Below are 19,612 nucleotides of genomic sequence, written 5' to 3' on the forward strand. Positions count from 1 at the left end.
ATAATTGGCATAAACATATAATATCTGATATTATAATGAAAATAACTATATAAAGAAAGAGGCAAATTATCCTTGATTAATTCTAGGACGCAAGACTATCGTAGTGTTTTTATTGTAGGCAGGCCGAATGTTGGTAAGTCTACTTTGTTTAATAAGCTTTTAAACTCAAGAAGAAGCATTACGGACGAAACTTATGGGGTTACTAGAGATTTGATTAAAGAGATTTGTGAGGTTGATTCTTGTAGATTTTATTTGGTGGATACTGGCGGATTTACGCTTTTAAGGGATGAAGTTAGCAAAATTGTAGTTGATAAGGTTATCAACTCGCTTGATGGTGCTGATTTGATCTTGCTTGTTCTAGACGTAAACGAAATGCTATCAGAGGATTATGAACTTATTGAAATACTGAGAAAATATAGTGATAAGATAGTCTTGGTATTAAATAAAATAGACGGGCAGAGTAAGGAATCTTTGGTTTATGAGTTTCAAAAATTGGGATTTAAGAAGAGGTTTTTAGTCAGTGCGGCTCGTGGAAAAGGGATTAATTCTTTAAGGGTTTTTTTAAAAAATTCGATTGGTAAATTAGCAAGTGGCGGTGAGAGCGAGGAAAATGTTGATGTTAGAATTGGTATTATAGGCAAGCCAAATTCGGGCAAATCCACTCTTATTAACTTTTTGTCAGGAAGTGAGGTCTCTATTGTTTCTCAGGAGGCAGGCACTACAAGGGATTTTGTTAGGACGAAATTTCAAAGGAATGGAAGGACATTTGAGGTCATTGACACGGCTGGAATAAGAAGAAGATCGAGGGTAGATGAACTTATTGAGTATTATTCTGTAAGTAGGGCTTTAAGAGTGATTGATATGGTGGATGTTGTTTTTTTATTAATTGATACTAATGAAGACTTAACAGCTCAAGATAAGAAAATTGCTCACTATGCAACTAAGAAGGGCAAGGGTATTGTCGTTGTATTTACCAAGTGGGATTGTGTAGAGATCAAGAAAGGTTATTTTGAAGCCGTAAAGAATCGTGTTAATTTCTTTTTTCCACTTTTAAACTTTGCCCCCGTATTAAGAATATCCGTTCATGAGAAGATAGGTTTAGACGGTCTTTTTAAGGAAGCAATTAAATTAAAGAAACAACTTGAGCTTAAGATCAATACCGCTGATTTGAATAAAATGTTAAATTTGTGGATTAAGGATTATCATTTAAATACAACGCACAAGGTGAAGTACATAACCCAGGTTAGTGTTAATCCTGTCAGGTTTATTTTATTTGCTAATAAAATTACTAATTTTCCAAATTCTTACTATAATTATTTAGTAAATAACATTCGTAAGATTGGGTATGCAAATATTCCAATTCTGATAGAAATTAGAGAAAAGGCAAGAAGTTCGAAGTGAGATGTATACTTTTATTCCTAGTCATTATCAGGATCAATCTTTTAGCATATGGGAGTTTTTTCCACGATTTTACCGTTAGGGCAAACCACTCTCGGTATTTTAGTTCAAGCAATTTTTCAGAAAGGATCAAGCCTCACAAGCATTATACTACAAACGGTTATTATGTCGAGGTTTCAAGTTCAACAAAGGGAGATTACGTTTACTATTCTTTTTTCCATCGCAAAGACGGGGTATCCTATATTTTTCCAGGTTCTTATGTAGTTAAAGTTGGAAAGGATGGAATTGAGCAAATAAAAATATTTTTTATACACAGGGCAGATACTTTTATTAGAATAAAACCGAGTGGTTCGCATTCTAGTGCTGACTTTTATCTAATAAATACTTTAATACACAAAGAGGTCAAATTGCCTTTTAAGATCGTAGATATTGCTACGGGTTCTTTCCTAGAAATAGCTGATTATGTTAGCAGTTTTATTGACTTGAAATTTTTTGATCCTCAATATTTTGAAGTCTATGAGAATGTTTCCAGCATGGTTGACAAGTTTAGAACATTCTTAAAGAATTCTTCAATTGCTGAGGTTCCCGATGGTGCAATGAGCGATTTGGGAGAGATGGTGTATATTAAAACAGGAGAACCTCAAGGTGAGGTTGAGGGATTTAATTGCTCTGGGTTTGGTAAATGGGTAGCTGATTCAATTTACAAGACAATGACGAAGGGGCTTTTAAAAATAGAAGATCTTAAGGTAAAGCACATTGGAGTCAGGGGTAATAGTTTTACTGAAAAATATGAATTTAGTAGGGATTTGTTTTTTGGACTTGACTGGATCCGTAATATTGGATACAGGCTTAAAAATATTAATGCTGACTTGGATTTAACTAGAATTAAAGAAAATGATGTAAACAATGTTAGCTTCTTCAAATACATTGAAAATCGTGGGTATGAGATTGATAACTTAGAGTTTATTCTTTATTACTTAACGTTAAACGAACCTGGTCATATATATTTTGGTTCTATTAATACAACAATGAAAGGGGGGGCTTCTGGGAAAGTGTTTCATAAACACGTTGTTGTGTTATTTCCATTTATTGATAAAGAATCGATTTTTAGAACCTCTGTGATGGAGGTTAATAGTGAGACTTCAATTAAATCGCTTAGGAAAAGATATCCGAATTCGTATATCCATTTAGTTAGAGCAAAATCTATAAAGGGTGTGACTGTAGTTCCAATACTAAATAGGATAAATAGTTAGCTACTATGATAAAAGCTGTAGTATTTGATCTTGATGGAACTCTTTATCCTGAGATTAGTATGAATTTGGCAATGTTGCCTGAGTTTTTAAGAAATATTAGGTTTTTTTTGGTTTTCAAAAAGGTAAGAAAGGAAATAAGAATTTTACAAAGAGAAAAAAGTGAGCCTTCTAGCAGAGATAAATTAGTGTCTATGCAGATTGAAATGCTTGCTATGCGTTTAAGGTTTAGTAAGAGCAAGTGCGAATTTTTATTAAATAAGATTTATTATGGGGAGGCTTTTGGAAATAAATTTAAAAAATTTAAACCTTATTCTGGTGTGCGTGATTTGATTTACTCTCTTAAAGATAAGGGAATAAAACTGGGTGTGATGTCAGATTTTCCAATTGCAACCCGCGTAAGCAACTTGTTAGACATTAAGGACAGTTTTTGGGATGTTCTTTATTCATCAGAGGATACTGGGTATTTAAAGCCAAGCAAAATGGCCTTCTTAAGGATTATGGATGAGCTTGGTATGCAAGGTAGGCATATTTTATATGTTGGGAATTCTTATGAGTATGATATTTTAGGTGCTGGTGGAGTTTTAATGAGAACGGCTTATTTGTCTGGTAGAAAATTATTAAATAATTTGAAATGTGATTTCATTTTTAATGACTATAAGGAATTGCAAAAATATATACTTTTAAATATATAGATGGGTAAAATATTTTATGATAGATTTTGTAACCATTTTAGTTAATCTTTTATTGGTTTTTATAATTTTATTTATCTATAGACAATATGACAGGCGTTCAAGGGCCCTAGATAAGATTAAAAAATTTGTCGATATTGCCAAGGATAATCTTGAAGATTTTATTGAAGAGAAGACAAAAGAGATCAGCAATCTTGCCGTTGACATGGAAGCTTATCAGCGTTCTAGCATAGAGATTATAAAAAAAATAGATGAAGTTCAACAAAAAATTAAGAATAAAAGTAATGATTTTGCGGAAGTGGAGAAAAAGATTGCTTATCATGACTCTATGCTTAAAGAGCTAGATGACATGACGCTTAAAGTACAGGACAATATACAAAGACTGCAAGTCGATGGAAAAATCGTAGATAAGCTTTCAAAGACTTTAAAGCATTTTAATACTCAGATTGATTCTGTTGATTCTAGGCTGAATTCGGTTTTTGAAAAATTCGATAAGACAAATAAGGAAAATCTTGAGGCGATTAAGATTGAAAGTTGGAAGAAGTTTGACAACACCGTTGAAGAACTAAGCTTGAGAATGAATAATCTAGATCAAGATATTATGTCTTATCAAGAGTCTTTAGGAATTATTGAGGAGAGGAAGAGTGAAATTTTAGATAAAGGTAATGAGAAGCTTGATAATGAGTTTAAGGAATTTTTATTCAAGATTGAATCTAATATAGAGAGCTATAACAAGTCAATAGAAGAATCTTTGATTGTGTATGAAGACAAGTATAAATCGATAGAGGATTCTATTGAGCTTATACTTGAAAAGGCAAAAACTAAAATTAATGATAAGGAAGACTTTATTTTAAACAGATTGAATGAGGAGCTACAGGCAAAGTTTGATGGAGTATTTGTTTATGTCAATGAACGTTCTGTGCAAATGAGAGATAAACTTGAGGACAAGCTTATGTTAATAGATAACGAAATTTCTTCTGTAAGTTCTGTTTTTAAAGATAATGCTTATTCTAGATTGAATTCTATTGAAGAGACCATTAAACAAGAAATAAGACAATATGAAGAACAAGTTGCGGATATCTTTGATCAATTTAGGGTCCAGATTGAATCTAATGTAGGAGAGATTTATAAAGAGTATGATAATAAGATAAATCAGTTTAACAGTGATATAAGAGAGAGAATAGAACTTAGCCTAGATAACGCTAATTCTAGAATGGAAAGTGTAGAGACAAATGTTAAGACATTGTTAGATGAACTTGAGGAAGACTCTAATAAAATATATGTTGATTTTAAGACAAAGGTAGAGGGAGATATTGATAAATTTAGCGAAAGTGTATTTTCAAGGATGAGTAGCACTGGGAATGAATTAGAAACAAAGATTTCAAGTATTGAGGGAGATGTTCAGGATAAGATACTTAAGTTGGAAAACGGCTTGTATGCGGATCTTAAAAAGATCAATGATAGGCTTGTTAGTGATTATTCTTATTTAGATGAAAGTATTAATTCAAAATATAATACTCTCTTTGAATCTTTAAATCTGAAAAGTAGTGATTTAGAAAATCAGCTGGAAAGTAAGTATAAGAATATTGCAGATAAACTTGAGTGCAATATTGATGATTTTGCTATCAAGTACAATGAGAAATTTGACAAAGCTTTTGAAAAATCAAATATTGATTACCAGAATTTTGATGTTACTAGTAAAAAGTTAGAAGATGACATGAGATCTTTGAATGATTTGCTGAAGAAAGACTTTGAAATTTTAAGGTCAGATTTTCAATCCAATTTGATTAGCATCAGTGATGATATTGGTAGGGAAATATCTAATTTGAAGAGTAATTATAGTGAAGATATAGGTGAATTTATTAGTAAAATGGAAGCTACCAAATTGCAGTACGAAAATTGGCAGAAGGAAGTAAGTTCTAATCTAGAGAATATTGAGTCCAATTTGAATAAAACCAATGAAGAATTTTTAAATTTGATTGAAGTGCAAAGGGCAAAAGGAAAAGAGCTTAGTGAAAGTATCTTTGGCGAACTTTCAGATCATATTCAGAAGAAGGCAATGGATATGCATAGCAATTGGAAAGATGAGCTTATTGCTTTAAACAAATCTTTACTAGATATTAAGATCTCAAGTGAAGAGCTACTCTTATCAGCTTCTTCTAAAGTGGAGTCCTTAGAAAGAGATGTTAATGAAAGACTTGAGTACGTTTCATCAAAAACGGAGGATCTTGAAAGTTCAGTATTAGAAAAGTACAAAGAGTTGAAAGATATGTCATATAGGAAGGGCAATGATACATTGTTAGGCATTAAAGAGTTTATTGATAATCAGGCTGAAATAATTCATGATAAGGCCATTATGATGCTTAATGGCCTTAATGAAGAATTTTCTGGTAAAGAAGAGTTGATTAGAAACAAAATAGAAGAACTTGAATATAGATTGAAAGATTTTAAACTCGAGGGTGAAGATGTCCTAAGTAATTTTAGGACGGATCTTGATTCTTTTATTGAAACTAGAGTGCGAGAGTTTGCCGGAATTAAGAATGAGAATCAAAAGCAAATAGACAATTTTTTAAACTCGATATCTGAGGACATTTTGAGTAGAAAAGATATGCTTAGTGTTGAAATGGATAGCAAGATTACTGATTGGCAGGGGAAATTGAGCGAAATAGCAGTTAATATCGAAAATGTATTGACTTCAGGAAGGGTTGATATTAATTCATTAGAATCTGAGGTATCCCTAAAGGTTAGGGATCTTAAGAATACCATAGAGGGGCTTGAGAGTTACTATCTTGAAAAGATAGATGAATTTAGAAACCAAGGGAATATATATTCGGATGAGTTGCTGTCTAATATCATTAGTCATTTTGACGCAGACACTAAGGAGATAGAAGAAAATTTATCTAAGAAATTTGCTACGGTATTAGAAAGATCTGAAGAGTTTGTTAAAGAAGTTGACAGTTTATTGCAAGACAAAAGAACGGATATTACTTCATTTCAGGCAAATATTGATATTACTCTTGACTCTCTCAGTTCAAGGTTTAATGATTTAAACAAAGAGATTAATGAAAAATATAATGAGGTAATACTTAATTCTAGAGGGTATTCAGAAACTCTTTCAAATAAATTAGAGAATGAGATAGTATATGAGATTGAAGATATAAGCAAAAAATTGACAGACAAGATAGATGTTCTTAGTAGGAATATGAATGAAAATTTACAGAGTTTTAAATCATCTTTTGATGTGTCGAAGTATCAAGTTGAAAACTTTGAAATTAAGATTAAGGACATAATAGAAAAAGAAGAAATAAGAATTAATGAATTTTTAAAGGAAATTGAACAGCAATATGAAACCAGAAGAGAAGAAGCTGTTGATTACAAGAGGATAATGGACAATGATGTTGTTAAGTTAAAAGAGCAGTTTATAGAAAGGATTAATGAACTTAAGAGTAATATTGAGGATAAATCTGAGTTTTTAAATGATCTTTATAAGGAAAGATTTAAAGTTTTTGAAAATAATCTTGAAGAAAGGTATTCAACTTTTTTAATTGAAAGTGAAGGGGCTATTTTAAAGATTAGAGATGAAATATATAAAATACTTACAGATAATGATGAAAATTTGAGGATAAAAATAAGCGAGATTGATCGCAATTTTGAGATAGTGGAGGAAAGGTCAAAGGAGATTTTAGAGTTTGAGGAGAGTTTAAGAAAAAGGATAAGTGAGAATAACGACACGATAAGCTATCAATTTGATTTAATTAAGTCAGATATTGAGAAAGAAATGAAGATACAATTTGAGTCACATATGATGAGAACAACTGCTTCAATTGATGAAGAGATTGCAAAGTATGAGAATGGGATTAATAACAAAATATCTTCACTTAAGTTAATTGAAAATAGTTTTAAGGACATAGAAAAAGATTTAAAAGATAAAATTGGTAAATGTCATGCTGAAATCAGCAGTACTCTTGACTTGAAGTATAGAGAGTTAGAGGGGAAGTACAGTGAGAAGCAGGAGCAGATTGAGGGCAAGATAGAGGAGAGGAGTAGTTTTGTAGAAGAGATGATATTGAATAAGTATAGGGAGTTAGAGGGGAAGTATATTGAGAAGCAGGAGCAGATTGAGGGTAAGATAGAGGAGAGGAGTAGTTTTGTAGAAGAGATGATATTGAATAAGTATAGAGAGTTAGAGGGGAAGTATAATAGTATGCATCGTGATATGGAGGGCAGATTAAATTCATGTATTTCTGATTTGGGTGAAGAACTTGCCCATGCAAATACAAGAATGACAGGAGAAATTAGGGAACAGTTAAAAAATCTTGGAGAACTTAAATTAAGTCTAAGTAATATTGAAAAGGATGTTGTGAGGCTTAAAGAAGATTCTTATCAGAACGTGTCAACACATTTAAAGTTTATTGAAGAAGATTTTTTTGAAGACTTAAAGAAGAGAAGTGAGCATTTAAGGACTTCTTTGGAAAGTTTTGTTGAAGTGTCGGATCAGAGGATTGAGAATTTAGAAAGAGATATAGTTAAGAGTTTAGAAGATAAATCAGTCCTTATGAAAAGTTATAAGGTTGAGTTGCAGCAGGAACTTATTCTTAATAAGGAAAATTTTTACTCAGAATTTAGTAAAGAATTTGATATTAGGAAGAGAGAAGCAGAGAATAAAATGATTAAAATGGAAGCAAATGCTGCTAGTCGTATGGATGAATTTATTGAATTAATAGATAATCGTCAAAATAATGTTGACTCTTGGTTTTTAAGGGTTAAGGATGAGATGAAGAATTGGCAAGAAAGTACTTACGAAACACTTGAAGAGAAGACAAATGCTGCAGAAAGAAGTGTAAAAAGGATTGAAAGCGATATTTCTGTTATTGAAAATACTGTAAGGGCCATTAAGGATAGTGTTGAGCAAAGAGCAGAAGAAATTTTTAATGATTTGCAAGAAGATATTAAGAAGTTTAACGATAGTTCTAGTCTTAACTTGAATAATATTACGGATGAATTTAAGGATAGAATTTCAAACATTGAGAAAATTATTGGTTCTAGAGTTGAATCTCTGGATGAGAAGATCAATTTGCATATTGAGGAGGCTAGGGTTCAGATAGAGGAGAGAGTTTTAAATCAACAAAGAGATATTAAGGCTAGAATAGAAGAGGCTAACCAGAAATTGGAGGATGAATTTGGTTTAATAGTTTCAAGACTTGAGAGAGAGAAGCAGGAAATTGTAGATAAATTTTTAGATAATAAGGATGATTTTGAATCTCGAGTAGATATTATGAGAAATGATGTTTTAGATATTTCTGAGAAGCTAAACACATACAGGGTTGATATTGAGAGGACAATTCGGGAGAGCTATGATTCTTTTACTGGTTCTATGAAAGAGGATTACATTTCATTTGAAAATGAAATTAAGAGTGGTTTTAGTTATTCAGAAGAAGAAATTAAAGCTTTAAAAGATAGATTAAGTAATAGGGTTAATCAGATGGAAGTTGAGCTTAAGGAAACATGCGGAGCAATGTTTAAAGAGATAGATGAGAATGCTTCACAGCTTAAGTTGAAGATTTTGGATTATGATAGCGAGCTTGATCGATTTGTCGATGAAGTTAGGAATGATTTGACTTTATACAAGGCTGATTTAAATGAAGAATTTGAGAGCCGTTACTCTGCCATAAGTGTTCAAGTTGAAAAATACAAGGAGTTTGAAGTTGAATTGGCAAGAAATAATGATGTACTCAGAGAAGCTTATTCTTTCAAGGACAAATTAGAAAGTCTATGGGGCACTTTAACGGATGAGATGAAGCTTGTTCAAAACTACAAGAAAGATTTTGAAAAAATTAATAAAGAAATCAAAAATATCCAAAGTCAATCATCAGATATTGTTGAGGTATTTAATGATTTAAAGGAACAACAAACAGATCTTCAAGGTATTAAGAAGGATTTTGATCAATTTCTTGAGTTTTATGCTTCTTTTAGGGATAGATATAAGAGATTTACAGAAACTTATGATGAGATGCAAATTTATAAAACTAAGCTTAAGGAAATTAGGGAAGAGCAGAATAATATCCTTGATAATTATGATAGGATCAGTAACAAAGAGAGCATACTAAAGGCTACCGTAGAATCTGTTGATAAAAATTTTGACTTAATAATTGAAATAGAGAATAGAATGCAGTCATTGGTTAAAGAGGGTTCAGAATTTCAGGCAAGACTTGGTGAATTAAGAGTAATTATGGCGGAATTAATGGTAAATAAGAATTTATCGCAAGAAGCGTTGGGTAATGCCCAAACTCTTACAGAAATGCTAGCAGAGATTGAGAGCAAGTTGGAGCACACTAGAAACATAAGAGAGAGGGTTGCTAAATCTGAGACTAGACTAGAGAACCTAAATGTAGCTGCGGAAGAGAGAATAAAAACCCTTGGAATTCTTGTAAAGACAGAGTCTAAGTATAAGGATAATGTTGGGCTTAATAATGAAACCGTTCGAGATTCTGTTATTAAGCTTATGAGGCAAGGTTGGAGTGCTTCAGAAATTTCTAGGGCCACTAAATTATCCGTTGGAGAGGTAGAACTTATTTTGGAACTTGGAATTAATAGTAAAAATGAAGATTAAAGGGATAGTTTTGTGGACAATAGACTGGAAATGACATTAAAAACATTGCATCCTCTTGAGGTAGAAGTAATTCTTCGTTACACAGAGGGTGATAAAATTTCTGCTTTCAATCTTTCTGAGGATTTATCGTACAATGAGGGTCAATCAAATAAAGTAATTGAATGGCTTTCTTGTAAGGGTATTATTAGTGAAATTTTTAGAAAGGTTAATGTGTTTTATCATTTAACTGCAAAAGGGCTTGATGCTTTAGAAAATGGTTTGGTTGAAGAGAGAATAATCAATCTTGTATCTGGTAAGAGGGTTTTAGTTACCGATTTGTCGAAAGAATTGGGTGTTGAGGTTAAGGATATTGGCAAGGCATTTGGAAATTTAATTAAAGAAGAAGTGATATCTTTAGGTCCAAATAAGGAAATTATTGTTAAAGATTTAGAAAAACCTGCTAATTATAAAATGGTTAAAAGACTTCTTTTAAGAGCTCAAGGTGGCGGTATATTGGAAGACGCCTTGTCAGAAGATGAGTTGCTTGTTATTTCTAGCGTGTCTAAACGAAAAGGAGCTAGTGATACCTTATTTAAGGTTAAAGAAAGGTTGGATTTAAGATTTGAACTTACTAAGTTTGGATTGGAAGTAAGATCTGAGTATGTAGCTCGTGAGTTTCCAACGGATCAGATTGTAAAATTAACACCAGAAATTTTAAAAAAGGGATCTTATTTAGGTAAAAAATTTAGAGCGTATGATATTCATGTTTTGTCAAACAAGACTTTCATCGGGCGTGCAAATCCTTATTCTGAGTATATCGCTATGGTTAAGGATAGACTTGTGGGTCTTGGATTTGAAGAGTTTGATGGACCTTTGGTAGAGTCAGAGTTCTTTAACAATGATGCTCTTTTTATGCCTCAATTTCATCCTGCTCGTGATGTAAGAGATGTTTATTATATTAAAGAGCCAAATTCGTTAGGATCATTACCAGAATCTTTATTCTTTAATGTTAAATCTGCTCATGAGGGTGGGTTTAACACAGGATCGAGAGGGTGGAGATATAATTTTGATGAGAGTATTTCAAGAAGGTTAGTATTAAGAACTCAGGGTACAGTTTTATCGGCTAAGCAATTAATGAATGCAAAAAATCCTGGCAAATATTTTGGAATTGTTAGGTGTTTTAGGTATGATCAAGTTGATTCTACTCATGGAGCCGATTTTTACCAAACAGAGGGGGTAGTTATTGGGGATGATGTTAATGTTAAGACCTTACTTGGCCTGCTTGAGATTTTTGCTAGGGAACTTGCTGGGGCTACCGAGGTTAGATATGTTCCTGCTTATTTCCCATTTACAGAGCCTTCGATTGAAATACATGTGAAACATCCTATTCTTGGGTGGTTTGAGTTGGGCGGTAGCGGCATATTCAGGCCAGAGGTTACAAAACCATTTGGAGTTGATGTGCCCGTCGTTGCTTGGGGCATTGGTATTGATAGAATGGCTTTAATGCACTTAGGGCTAAATGATTTGAGGGAACTTTTTACTCATGATATTGGGAGTGTTATCTTAAGACGAGGAAGGTAAATGCCGAAGGTTGAAGTTTATAAGAGTATTTTATTGGAAAAAATAGGAAAGAAGCTAACAGATCGTGAACTCGCGTCTGTGCTTGAGATAGCCAAGGCTGAAATTGATGAGTTTGATGCAGGAAATGATAAGATAAAAATTGAGTTTAACGATACAAATAGACCAGATTTGTGGTCGGCTGTAGGGCTTGCGCGCCAAATTAAAGCATATCTTTTTGAAAGCCTGCCTTCTTTTGAATTTTTCTCCAAGGCTGATGATTTGAAAAAGTCTTATGGGCAGATTAGAGTTTCTACTCAGATGATGTCTGGTATTAGGCCTTTTGTTTTCGGATTTTTAGCAAAGGGAATGGTTTGTGATGATAAGACACTTGATGCTTTAATTCAGTTGCAGGAAAAACTTTGTCAGAATTATGGACAAAAACGTAGAAGAATTGCAATGGGAATGTATTCTGCGGAGTCTATTGAGTTTCCAATAAACTATATTGGATGCGGCCGAGACTATAAATTCATACCACTGGGTATGAAAACCGAGATGTCTATTGCGGAAATCAATGAAAGACACCCTAAAGGAATAGAATATTCTTCAATTCTTAAAGATTGCAATACGTACCCCTTGCTGGTAGATAATAAGGGTAACGTTCTCTCCTATCCGCCAATAATTAATTCTTATGATATTGGAGCTTTAAAGGTGGGTGATACTGATTTATTCATTGAGGTTACGGGGACTAATCTTGAGGCTACTCTATTATGCTTGTCGGTTGTTTCTTGTGATTTGTATGATATGGGATTCGATATTTTACCGGTAAAGACAGTTTTCCCCAATGATACTTTATTGGGGAAGGAAATAATTTGTCCTTATTATTTCCAAGATAAGGTGGGGATTAGTGTTGATAATGTTAACAGAATGCTTGGAAGCAAGTTAACCGCAAGTGATATGTGTCTTGATCTGAAAAAATTGGGGGTGCCTGCATTTACTTACTGTGATAGGGAGAGTGATTCTAGAAATGTAGACAAGATATATATCACCCCTCCCGTTTACAGAAATGATTTTCTTCATGAAGTGGACGCTATTGAAGAGATAATGATAGCAAGAGGGTTGGATAGTTTCAAGCCAGAGCTGCCCAGAAATTTTACTATAGGCAGACTCACCCAGATAGAAGAACTGTCAAGAAAAGTTAAATCTTTAATGATCGGAATGGGATTTCAGGAAATGATTTATAATTATCTAGGATCTAGGAAAGATCTAATTGAGAAGGCATGCATGGAAGAAGATTGTTTTCTCAGCATTGCCAATCCGATGACAGAAAATTATGAATATATTAGAGCCTCTATAATACCTGATTTGCTTAAGTCTGAAAGCATTAGCTCTAATTTTCCTTATCCACATAAAATTTTTGAAATTGGTAAGGTGGTTTTAAGGGAATCAAATAGTCTAGAGGGTACTGTGACTTATGATAATTTGGGGTTTTTGATGGCAGATAAGGATCTTACATTTAACGAAATTAGCTCTTTGTTTGCATCTCTCTTTTATTACTTACATATTGAATTTAAACTGGAAGAATCGAATGCAAGGCTCTATATAGTTGGAAGAGGAGCTGATATTTTTGTAGATGACTTTTGTATAGGTAATTTTGGTGAGGTATCGCCTTATGTGTTAAGTAATTTCGGAATTACTGTTCCGTGTTCTGTTCTAGAAATTAATATTAGCAATCTTTTAAAAGCTGCTCGGATATCCAAGACAGTGTAATGAAGTTATGTTAAAGAGTTTTATCTACATATTGAAAGGGTACAGAAAGGGAGGTAGAGGGAATTATGTTGAAGTTTGAGTCACTTGAGGTAAAGAAGCGAGACGCTAAAGAGAATTCGAGAGTAGAGATGAATTCTGTTGAAGATGTAATAATTGTTGGTTCAGGTCCGGCTGGGTTTACAGTTGGAATTTACTCTGTTATGGGGGGATATAAAACGGTTATTTTGGAAGGCCCTGAACCTGGAGGACAGCTTACAACGACAACAGAGGTGTACAATTATCCAGGGTTTAAAAATGGCATAAATGGAAGAGAATTGATGTTAAATATGAAAGAGCAGGCGGTGAATTTGGGAGCTACTACTTATCCTGAAACTGTAAGATCTATAGAAAAGAGAGATAATGTTTTTTATCTCTTTACTGATAATTATATCTATAAAAGTAAGGCTGTTGTTATTGCAGCAGGATCGGCACCTCGAAAGCTTGACAATCTTAAGAATTCGGATTTATTTTGGAACAGGGGTGTTTCTGTTTGTGCAATTTGCGATGGACATCTTTTTAAGGGCAAAAATGTGGCAGTAATTGGCGGAGGCGATACAGCAATTACAGAGGCCATTTATTTGAGTAAATTAACGGCAAAGGTGTATGTTATTGTGAGAAAAGGCTATTTAAGGGCTGTCGCTATGCTAAGGGAGAATGTTTCAAAGCTATCTAATGTTGAAATTTTATATAATTGTGAAGCTATAGAGGTTAATGGAGAAGGTTCTGTATCTAGAGTGAGAGTTGTAAATAATAGAGATAATTCTACTTTCGAATTAAGTGTAAGTGGGTTGTTTATGGCCATTGGGTACAGGCCGAACACAGATTTTCTGGAAGGATTTTTAGAACTCGATGAGGATGGGTATATTGTGACGCAAAATTGTGTTAAAACAAGTGTGGAGGGTGTATTTTCCTGTGGGGATGTTAGTAATAAGCTTTATGCGCAGGCTGTTACAGCGGCGGCCGAAGGATTTGTGGCTTCTGTTGAACTTGGAAAGTTTTTAGGTTAATTCTTTAACTCTGTTTTTAATAATAAGAAGTATCATACAACTAAGTTTTTAATCTTTTGTGCTGTGTCTTTTATATTAAGCAAATTCAAAAAAGACTCCCGATTTTTATTTGGTGTTCTGTTTCTTTGACTTTAGATCTACGCTGATCTTTTTCCGCTTTCTGTTTGCAACTTTAATCATGTTTGAGCTCAGGATCTGCTTTGTGTAGATTTTTTGCCTTCTCTAGGGCAGGAACTTGCTTTTAAAGTAAGTTAAGTTGTCTTTTGATTTCAAATATTAAAATGCCTGCTGAAACAGAGACATTCAATGAGTCTATTCTACCACTGGTTGGAATTTTTACTAAAAAGTCGGCATTTTCTTTCGTAAGTTTGTGTATTCCCTTCCCCTCATTCCCCATAATTAGTGCAATTCTGGTATCATCTATTTTAATTCTGTTTATTTCCTTTCCCTCGATATCGCTTGCGTATACCCAAAATCCGTTTTCTTTTAAAGATTTTATTGCATTATTTATGTTTGGAACCATTACTTTGTTGACGTACTGACTTGCTCCAGAGCTAGTGCGTAGGATAGTTGAGTTGTTTTTAGCACTTCGTTTCTGACTAATAATTACAAGATCAATGTTAAGCTGTTCTGCTGTTCTCAGAATTGCGCCAAGGTTTTGAGGATCTTCGATTCCATCCAGTATTAGGATAAATATACGATTTTTTTGTTTAAATTCTTTTAAAAGTTCCTCCAAACTTTTATTGCTAGTACTTGTATTTTGAAACTTTAAGTCCTGTAATCTTAGTGCAAATCCTCTGTGGTTACTGTTTCCAATTATGCTAGTAACATCTTTAACTTTGATTATTTTTATGTTGTGTTCCCTAGCTAATTCTTCAATGGCCCTGCTCTTTGGACTCACCTTTGAAAGGTACAACTCAAATCCCTTATTGTTTTTTATACTCTCAATGATGGAATTAGCATGTGTGATGTACATATTAAATTTTATCTAAGTTTACCGCATCGATATCTTTAATCTCTTGACTTAAGGCCTTCAGTAAATTAATGGCATTTTGATTTAGATTTTTAGGAATTTTTATTTTAGTAATTAAAATAAGATTTCCGAACTTTTCCGTCTGTAATATTGGCATACCTTCGTTCTTAATAATGATTTGTTCATCATTTTCTATACCTCTCGGAATTTTAATTGTGATTTTTTTTTCGGATATTGTTTTTATTTTTATTTCCTTACCAAGAGCTGACTGAGTAAAGCTTATTGGTAGTGCTGCATATAGATCCCTTCCGTTTCTTTTAAAAATTTTATGTGGTCTTATTGAAACTCTTACATAAAGATCACCATATTTTCTATTGTCAGGATTTATGCTTCCTTTTTCTCTCATTTTGATTTGTTGTGAATCATCAATTCCTGGTGGAATATTGAGTTCAATTGTTTCCTGACAAGTAAAACTTCCCCTTCCTTTACATGGCTTGCATGGATTTGATATTACTTTTCCGTTCCCATGACATTTCGGGCATGGTGTTGTTACCCTAAAAACCCCCCCCCCTTGCATTACGCGCCCGCTGCCATTGCACATGTTACATATCGAAGGATTTGTTCCTTTCTCAGATTTCTTCCCCAAGCAGGATTCACATAGTTTTTCCCTTGTGATATTAATATTGTTTTTGTAGCCAAGATAAGCATCTTCCAGTGATATTTCTATTTGATATGATACGTCCTTGCCCTTCATACTCTGGCCGTGTCTTCCTTGTCCACTTCTTCCAGTGAAGAATGAATCAAAAATATCTCCAAAATCTTCAAAGATGTCTGTAAATCCACTAAATCCGCCGGAAAACCCACTAAAGCCAGAACCTCCGCCTTCAAAAGCCGTGTGTCCAAATCTATCATATTGAGCACGTTTATTGTCATCCCCCAAAACTTCATAAGCCTCTGTAGCTGCTTTAAAGAGATTTTCGGCCTCTTTATTGCCCTGATTCTTATCAGGATGATATTTGATTGCTATTTTCCTATATGCTTTCTTGATTTCATCTTTTGAGGCTCCTTTTGAGAGCCCCAAAATTTCGTAATAATCTTTTTTCACTACCCCTTATCCTCGTCAACAACTTCGTAATCAGCTTCTTTGCCTTCACTACCTGTATTGTTTTGAGCATTGCCTTGACTTGATGCATTGGCCTGAGCATCCTTATACATTACCTCAGCTATTTTATATGAAGCTTGCTGAAGTTCTTCTGTTTTTGATTTAATCAAAGATACATCAGATCCTTCTAATGCGTCTTTAAGCTCTTTAATTTTATCTTCAATCGCCTGCCTGTCTTGACTTGTAATTTTATCGCCATGTTCTTTAAGAGATTTTTCTGTTTGATAAATTAAGGAATTGCCAGTATTTTTTGCTTCTATGTCTTCTTTTAGCCTTTTATCTTCCTCAGCATGAGCTTCTGCGTCTCTTACCATTCTCTCAATTTCATCCTCAGATAGGCCCGATGAGGATTCAATTCTAATCTTTTGCTCTTTTCCAGTTCCCATATCTTTAGCAGAAACGTGAACTATTCCGTTAGCATCAATGTCAAAACTAACCTCAATTTGTGGAACTCCTCTAGGCGCTGCTGGTATGCCGTCAAGAATGAAATTACCAAGCACCCTATTTTGAGCCGCCATCTCACGTTCCCCTTGTAAAACCTTAATATCTACGGAAGTTTGATTGTCAGCTGCTGTTGAGAAGACTTGACTCTTCTTTGTAGGAATTGTAGTGTTTCTCTCAATTAATTTTGTCATGACTCCACCCAGAGTTTCAATTCCTAAAGAAAGTGGAGTAACGTCAAGCAGAACCATATCTTTAGTTTCGCCTGTTAAAATTCCACCTTGAATAGCAGCTCCTATAGCAACAGCTTCATCAGGGTTTACTCCCTTGTTTGGTTCTTGACCAAATATTTCCTTTACAATCTTTTGAATAGCCGGTATTCTTGTAGAACCCCCAACCAGTATTACCTCATTTATGTCAGAAGCCTTAAGGCCGGCATCTTTAATGGCTTTAAGGCAAGGCTCTTTTGTCTTTTGAACTAGGTGATCTACCATCTGTTCAAATTTTGCTCTTGTTAGAGTGTATTGTAAGTGTTTAGGCCCATTTGCATCTGCTGTTATGAATGGAAGATTTATTGATGCTTCTTGAGCACCAGAGAGCTCTATTTTTGCCTTCTCAGATGCTTCTTTAAGTCTTTGAAGTGCCATTTTATCATTTGAAAGATCGATAGCACTATCCTTCTTAAACTCTGTAATTAAGTGTTTAATGATTTCATCATCAAAGTTATCCCCTCCAAGATGAGTATCACCATTTGTTGATTTAACTTCAAAAACACCATCTCCAAGTTCAAGTATTGAGATATCAAAAGTACCCCCACCAAGGTCATAGACAGCTACTATTTCTTCATGTTTTTTCTCAATCCCATAAGCAAGGGCCGCGGCTGTAGGCTCATTAACAATTCTCTTAACATCAAGCCCTGCGATCTTGCCAGCATCCTTTGTTGCCTGTCTTTGTGCATCATTAAAATAAGCAGGCACGGTAATTACGGCCTCAGTAACCGTCTCTCCCAAATAAGCCTCGGCCGTTTCCTTCATTTTCGTAAGAGTTGCAGCTGATATCTCTGGAGGTGACATCTGTTTCTTTATGTTAGAGATGTTTACACGAGCATCTCCATTTTGGCCCTTTTCTACCTTGTAAGGAACCATCTTGATTTCACTCGCAACTTCTTCAAACCTTCTTCCCATGAATCTTTTTATTGAATATATGGTATTTTCAGGATTTGTAACCATTTGGTTCTTCGCAACTTGTCCCACAAGTCTCTCACCCTTGTTTGTGTAAGCTACAATTGATGGTGTGGTTCTTCCTCCTTCTGAATTTTGTATCACGACAGGCTTCCCGTGTTCCATTATAGCAACACATGAATTTGTTGTTCCTAAGTCAATTCCTATGATTTTTCCCATATATAACCTCCTTTTATTTTTAACGTTAGTTTTTGCTTTGTGCAACTTTAACTTTCGCAGTTCTTAATACGCGATTATTGTAGCAGTACCCCTTCTGGTACACTTCTACTATTTCTGGAACTTTAAGCTTTTCTTTTTCTTCTATACTCAGTGCTTCATGTTGACTTGGATCAAAAGCATCACCAAGATTTCCAAATTTTTTCAAGTTGTATTTTTTGTCGAAGCTAGAGAGTATTTCACTTTCAATCATACTAATGCCTGACAGCAAAGTATCAAAATCCTTTGATTTCTTTGATGAATCTATTGCTCGTTCTAAGTTGTCAAGAAAGTTGACTATGTCTTTCATTATGTTCTCATTTGCAAATTTAACGAAGTTATCCTTTTCTTTTTCAAGTCTTTTTCTAAAATTTTCAAATTCTGCTTGTTTCCTTAAATACAAATCTTTCATATTTGAAATTTCATTTTCTAGTTCAGAAATTTTTTTCTCCATACTGAAGCTGTCTTTGTTTGGGAGCGTACCATGTTCCTGTTCTTGAGCCTTCTCAGATTCTTCATCTTTGTTCTTTCCTTCCATTTTAGCCTCCTTCCGTAAAGTATTTTATCTTTAAAGAAAATGTTTTACAAATTTTTTTTTGGAAGAATTTGCGGGGAATTTGACTCATTTTGATTATCTTTAAAGGAGTGAATTTTTACTATTCAATTGTGTTAGTATAATATTTACACATATTTTAAAATCAGGGAATTTTCATGTGTATTTTTTTGTCAAAAAATATTTATTTCTTTATTATTTAAAAGCGGTGTATACAAGTTTTCTGAGTGTCTTTGGAGGATTTTATGAGTATTTATGATTTTAGGGTAAGACTTGCATCTGGACCTGAGATTTCTATTTCAGATTATATGCGCAAGGTGTTACTAATTGTAAACGTAGCAAGTAATTGTAGTTATACAAGTCAATATCAAGATCTTGAAATGCTTTACAGAATATATAGAAGGAGGGGCCTTTTTATATTAGGATTTCCTTGTAATCAGTTTGGTTTACAGGAACCTGGTGCAAACGAGGAGATTTTAAGGTTTTGTCAGACAATTTATAATGTTTCATTTCCTATTTTTTCTAAAATTGAGGTTAATGGTGAGAATGCCCACCCTTTGTATAAGTATTTAACAGAAAAGTCTCCTCAAGAGTTTAAGGGAGATATTCGTTGGAATTTTACTAAGTTTTTAGTAAACAGAGAAGGAGAGATAGTAGATAGATATGATTCTAGAGTTACTCCAATGAGTATTAAGGGTAGGATTGAAAGACTATTGAATGTGAGGTAGCCCTTTTTGTTGTAATT

12 protein-coding genes are annotated in these 19,612 nt (G+C 33.7%); 8 read left to right on the forward strand and 4 right to left on the reverse strand.

The window, feature by feature from the left end:
* Window positions 1-72: 72 nt before the first annotated feature.
* The 7 genes from der (at window position 73) to trxB (ending at window position 14,302) form a co-directional block, all read left to right on the forward strand.
* Window positions 73-1,401, forward strand: coding sequence for a ribosome biogenesis GTPase Der (gene der / locus LSO06_RS02635; protein WP_231760523.1), 1,329 nt, complete (start codon window positions 73-75; stop codon window positions 1,399-1,401).
* A complete protein-coding gene (locus tag LSO06_RS02640; protein WP_231760524.1) occupies window positions 1,398-2,651 on the forward strand; it encodes a hypothetical protein in 1,254 nt (417 codons plus the stop codon). Before der ends, LSO06_RS02640 begins: the two co-directional genes overlap by 4 nt.
* A gap of 5 nt (window positions 2,652-2,656) precedes the next feature.
* Window positions 2,657-3,343 (forward strand): HAD family hydrolase, encoded by a 687-nt coding sequence (locus tag LSO06_RS02645; protein ID WP_231760525.1) that lies wholly within the window; start codon window positions 2,657-2,659, stop codon window positions 3,341-3,343.
* Between the two features lie 16 nt (window positions 3,344-3,359).
* Window positions 3,360-9,950 (forward strand): SpiroCoCo family coiled-coil protein, encoded by a 6,591-nt coding sequence (locus tag LSO06_RS02650; RefSeq protein ID WP_231760526.1) that lies wholly within the window; start codon window positions 3,360-3,362, stop codon window positions 9,948-9,950.
* Between the two features lie 30 nt (window positions 9,951-9,980).
* On the forward strand, window positions 9,981-11,510 hold the full coding sequence (gene pheS / locus LSO06_RS02655; protein WP_231760874.1) for a phenylalanine--tRNA ligase subunit alpha: 1,530 nt from the start codon (window positions 9,981-9,983) through the stop codon (window positions 11,508-11,510).
* The gene (gene pheT, locus LSO06_RS02660) at window positions 11,511-13,256 is read left to right on the forward strand and encodes a phenylalanine--tRNA ligase subunit beta (RefSeq protein ID WP_231760527.1); all 1,746 of its coding nucleotides are present in this window, start codon (window positions 11,511-11,513) and stop codon (window positions 13,254-13,256) included.
* 65 nt (window positions 13,257-13,321) lie between these two features.
* Window positions 13,322-14,302, forward strand: a complete 981-nt coding sequence (gene trxB, locus LSO06_RS02665; RefSeq protein WP_231760528.1) for a thioredoxin-disulfide reductase — start codon at window positions 13,322-13,324, stop codon at window positions 14,300-14,302.
* Between the two features lie 241 nt (window positions 14,303-14,543).
* On the opposite strand, the gene rlmB is transcribed toward trxB, so the two are convergent.
* From rlmB to grpE, 4 genes are read right to left on the reverse strand one after another with little or no spacing between them, the layout of a single operon-like run.
* Window positions 14,544-15,278: a 23S rRNA (guanosine(2251)-2'-O)-methyltransferase RlmB gene (gene rlmB, locus LSO06_RS02670; RefSeq protein ID WP_231760529.1), complete on the reverse strand. Its 735-nt coding sequence runs from the start codon at window positions 15,276-15,278 to the stop codon at window positions 14,544-14,546.
* Between the two features lies 1 nt (window position 15,279).
* Window positions 15,280-16,380, reverse strand: coding sequence for a molecular chaperone DnaJ (dnaJ, locus tag LSO06_RS02675; RefSeq protein ID WP_231760530.1), 1,101 nt, complete (start codon window positions 16,378-16,380; stop codon window positions 15,280-15,282).
* Entirely contained in the window at window positions 16,380-18,278 is a 1,899-nt protein-coding gene (gene dnaK / locus LSO06_RS02680) for a molecular chaperone DnaK (RefSeq protein WP_231760531.1), read from the reverse strand. Before dnaK ends, dnaJ begins: the two co-directional genes overlap by 1 nt.
* Before the next feature lie 25 nt (window positions 18,279-18,303).
* Entirely contained in the window at window positions 18,304-18,852 is a 549-nt protein-coding gene (grpE, locus tag LSO06_RS02685) for a nucleotide exchange factor GrpE (RefSeq protein WP_231760532.1), read from the reverse strand.
* Between the two features lie 260 nt (window positions 18,853-19,112).
* On the opposite strand from grpE, the gene LSO06_RS02690 reads away from it, so the two are divergent.
* Window positions 19,113-19,595, forward strand: a complete 483-nt coding sequence (locus LSO06_RS02690; RefSeq protein WP_231760533.1) for a glutathione peroxidase — start codon at window positions 19,113-19,115, stop codon at window positions 19,593-19,595.
* Window positions 19,596-19,612 lie beyond the last annotated feature (17 nt).

The organism is Borrelia sp. RT5S (assembly GCF_021165755.1).
Lineage (GTDB): Bacteria > Spirochaetota > Spirochaetia > Borreliales > Borreliaceae > Borrelia.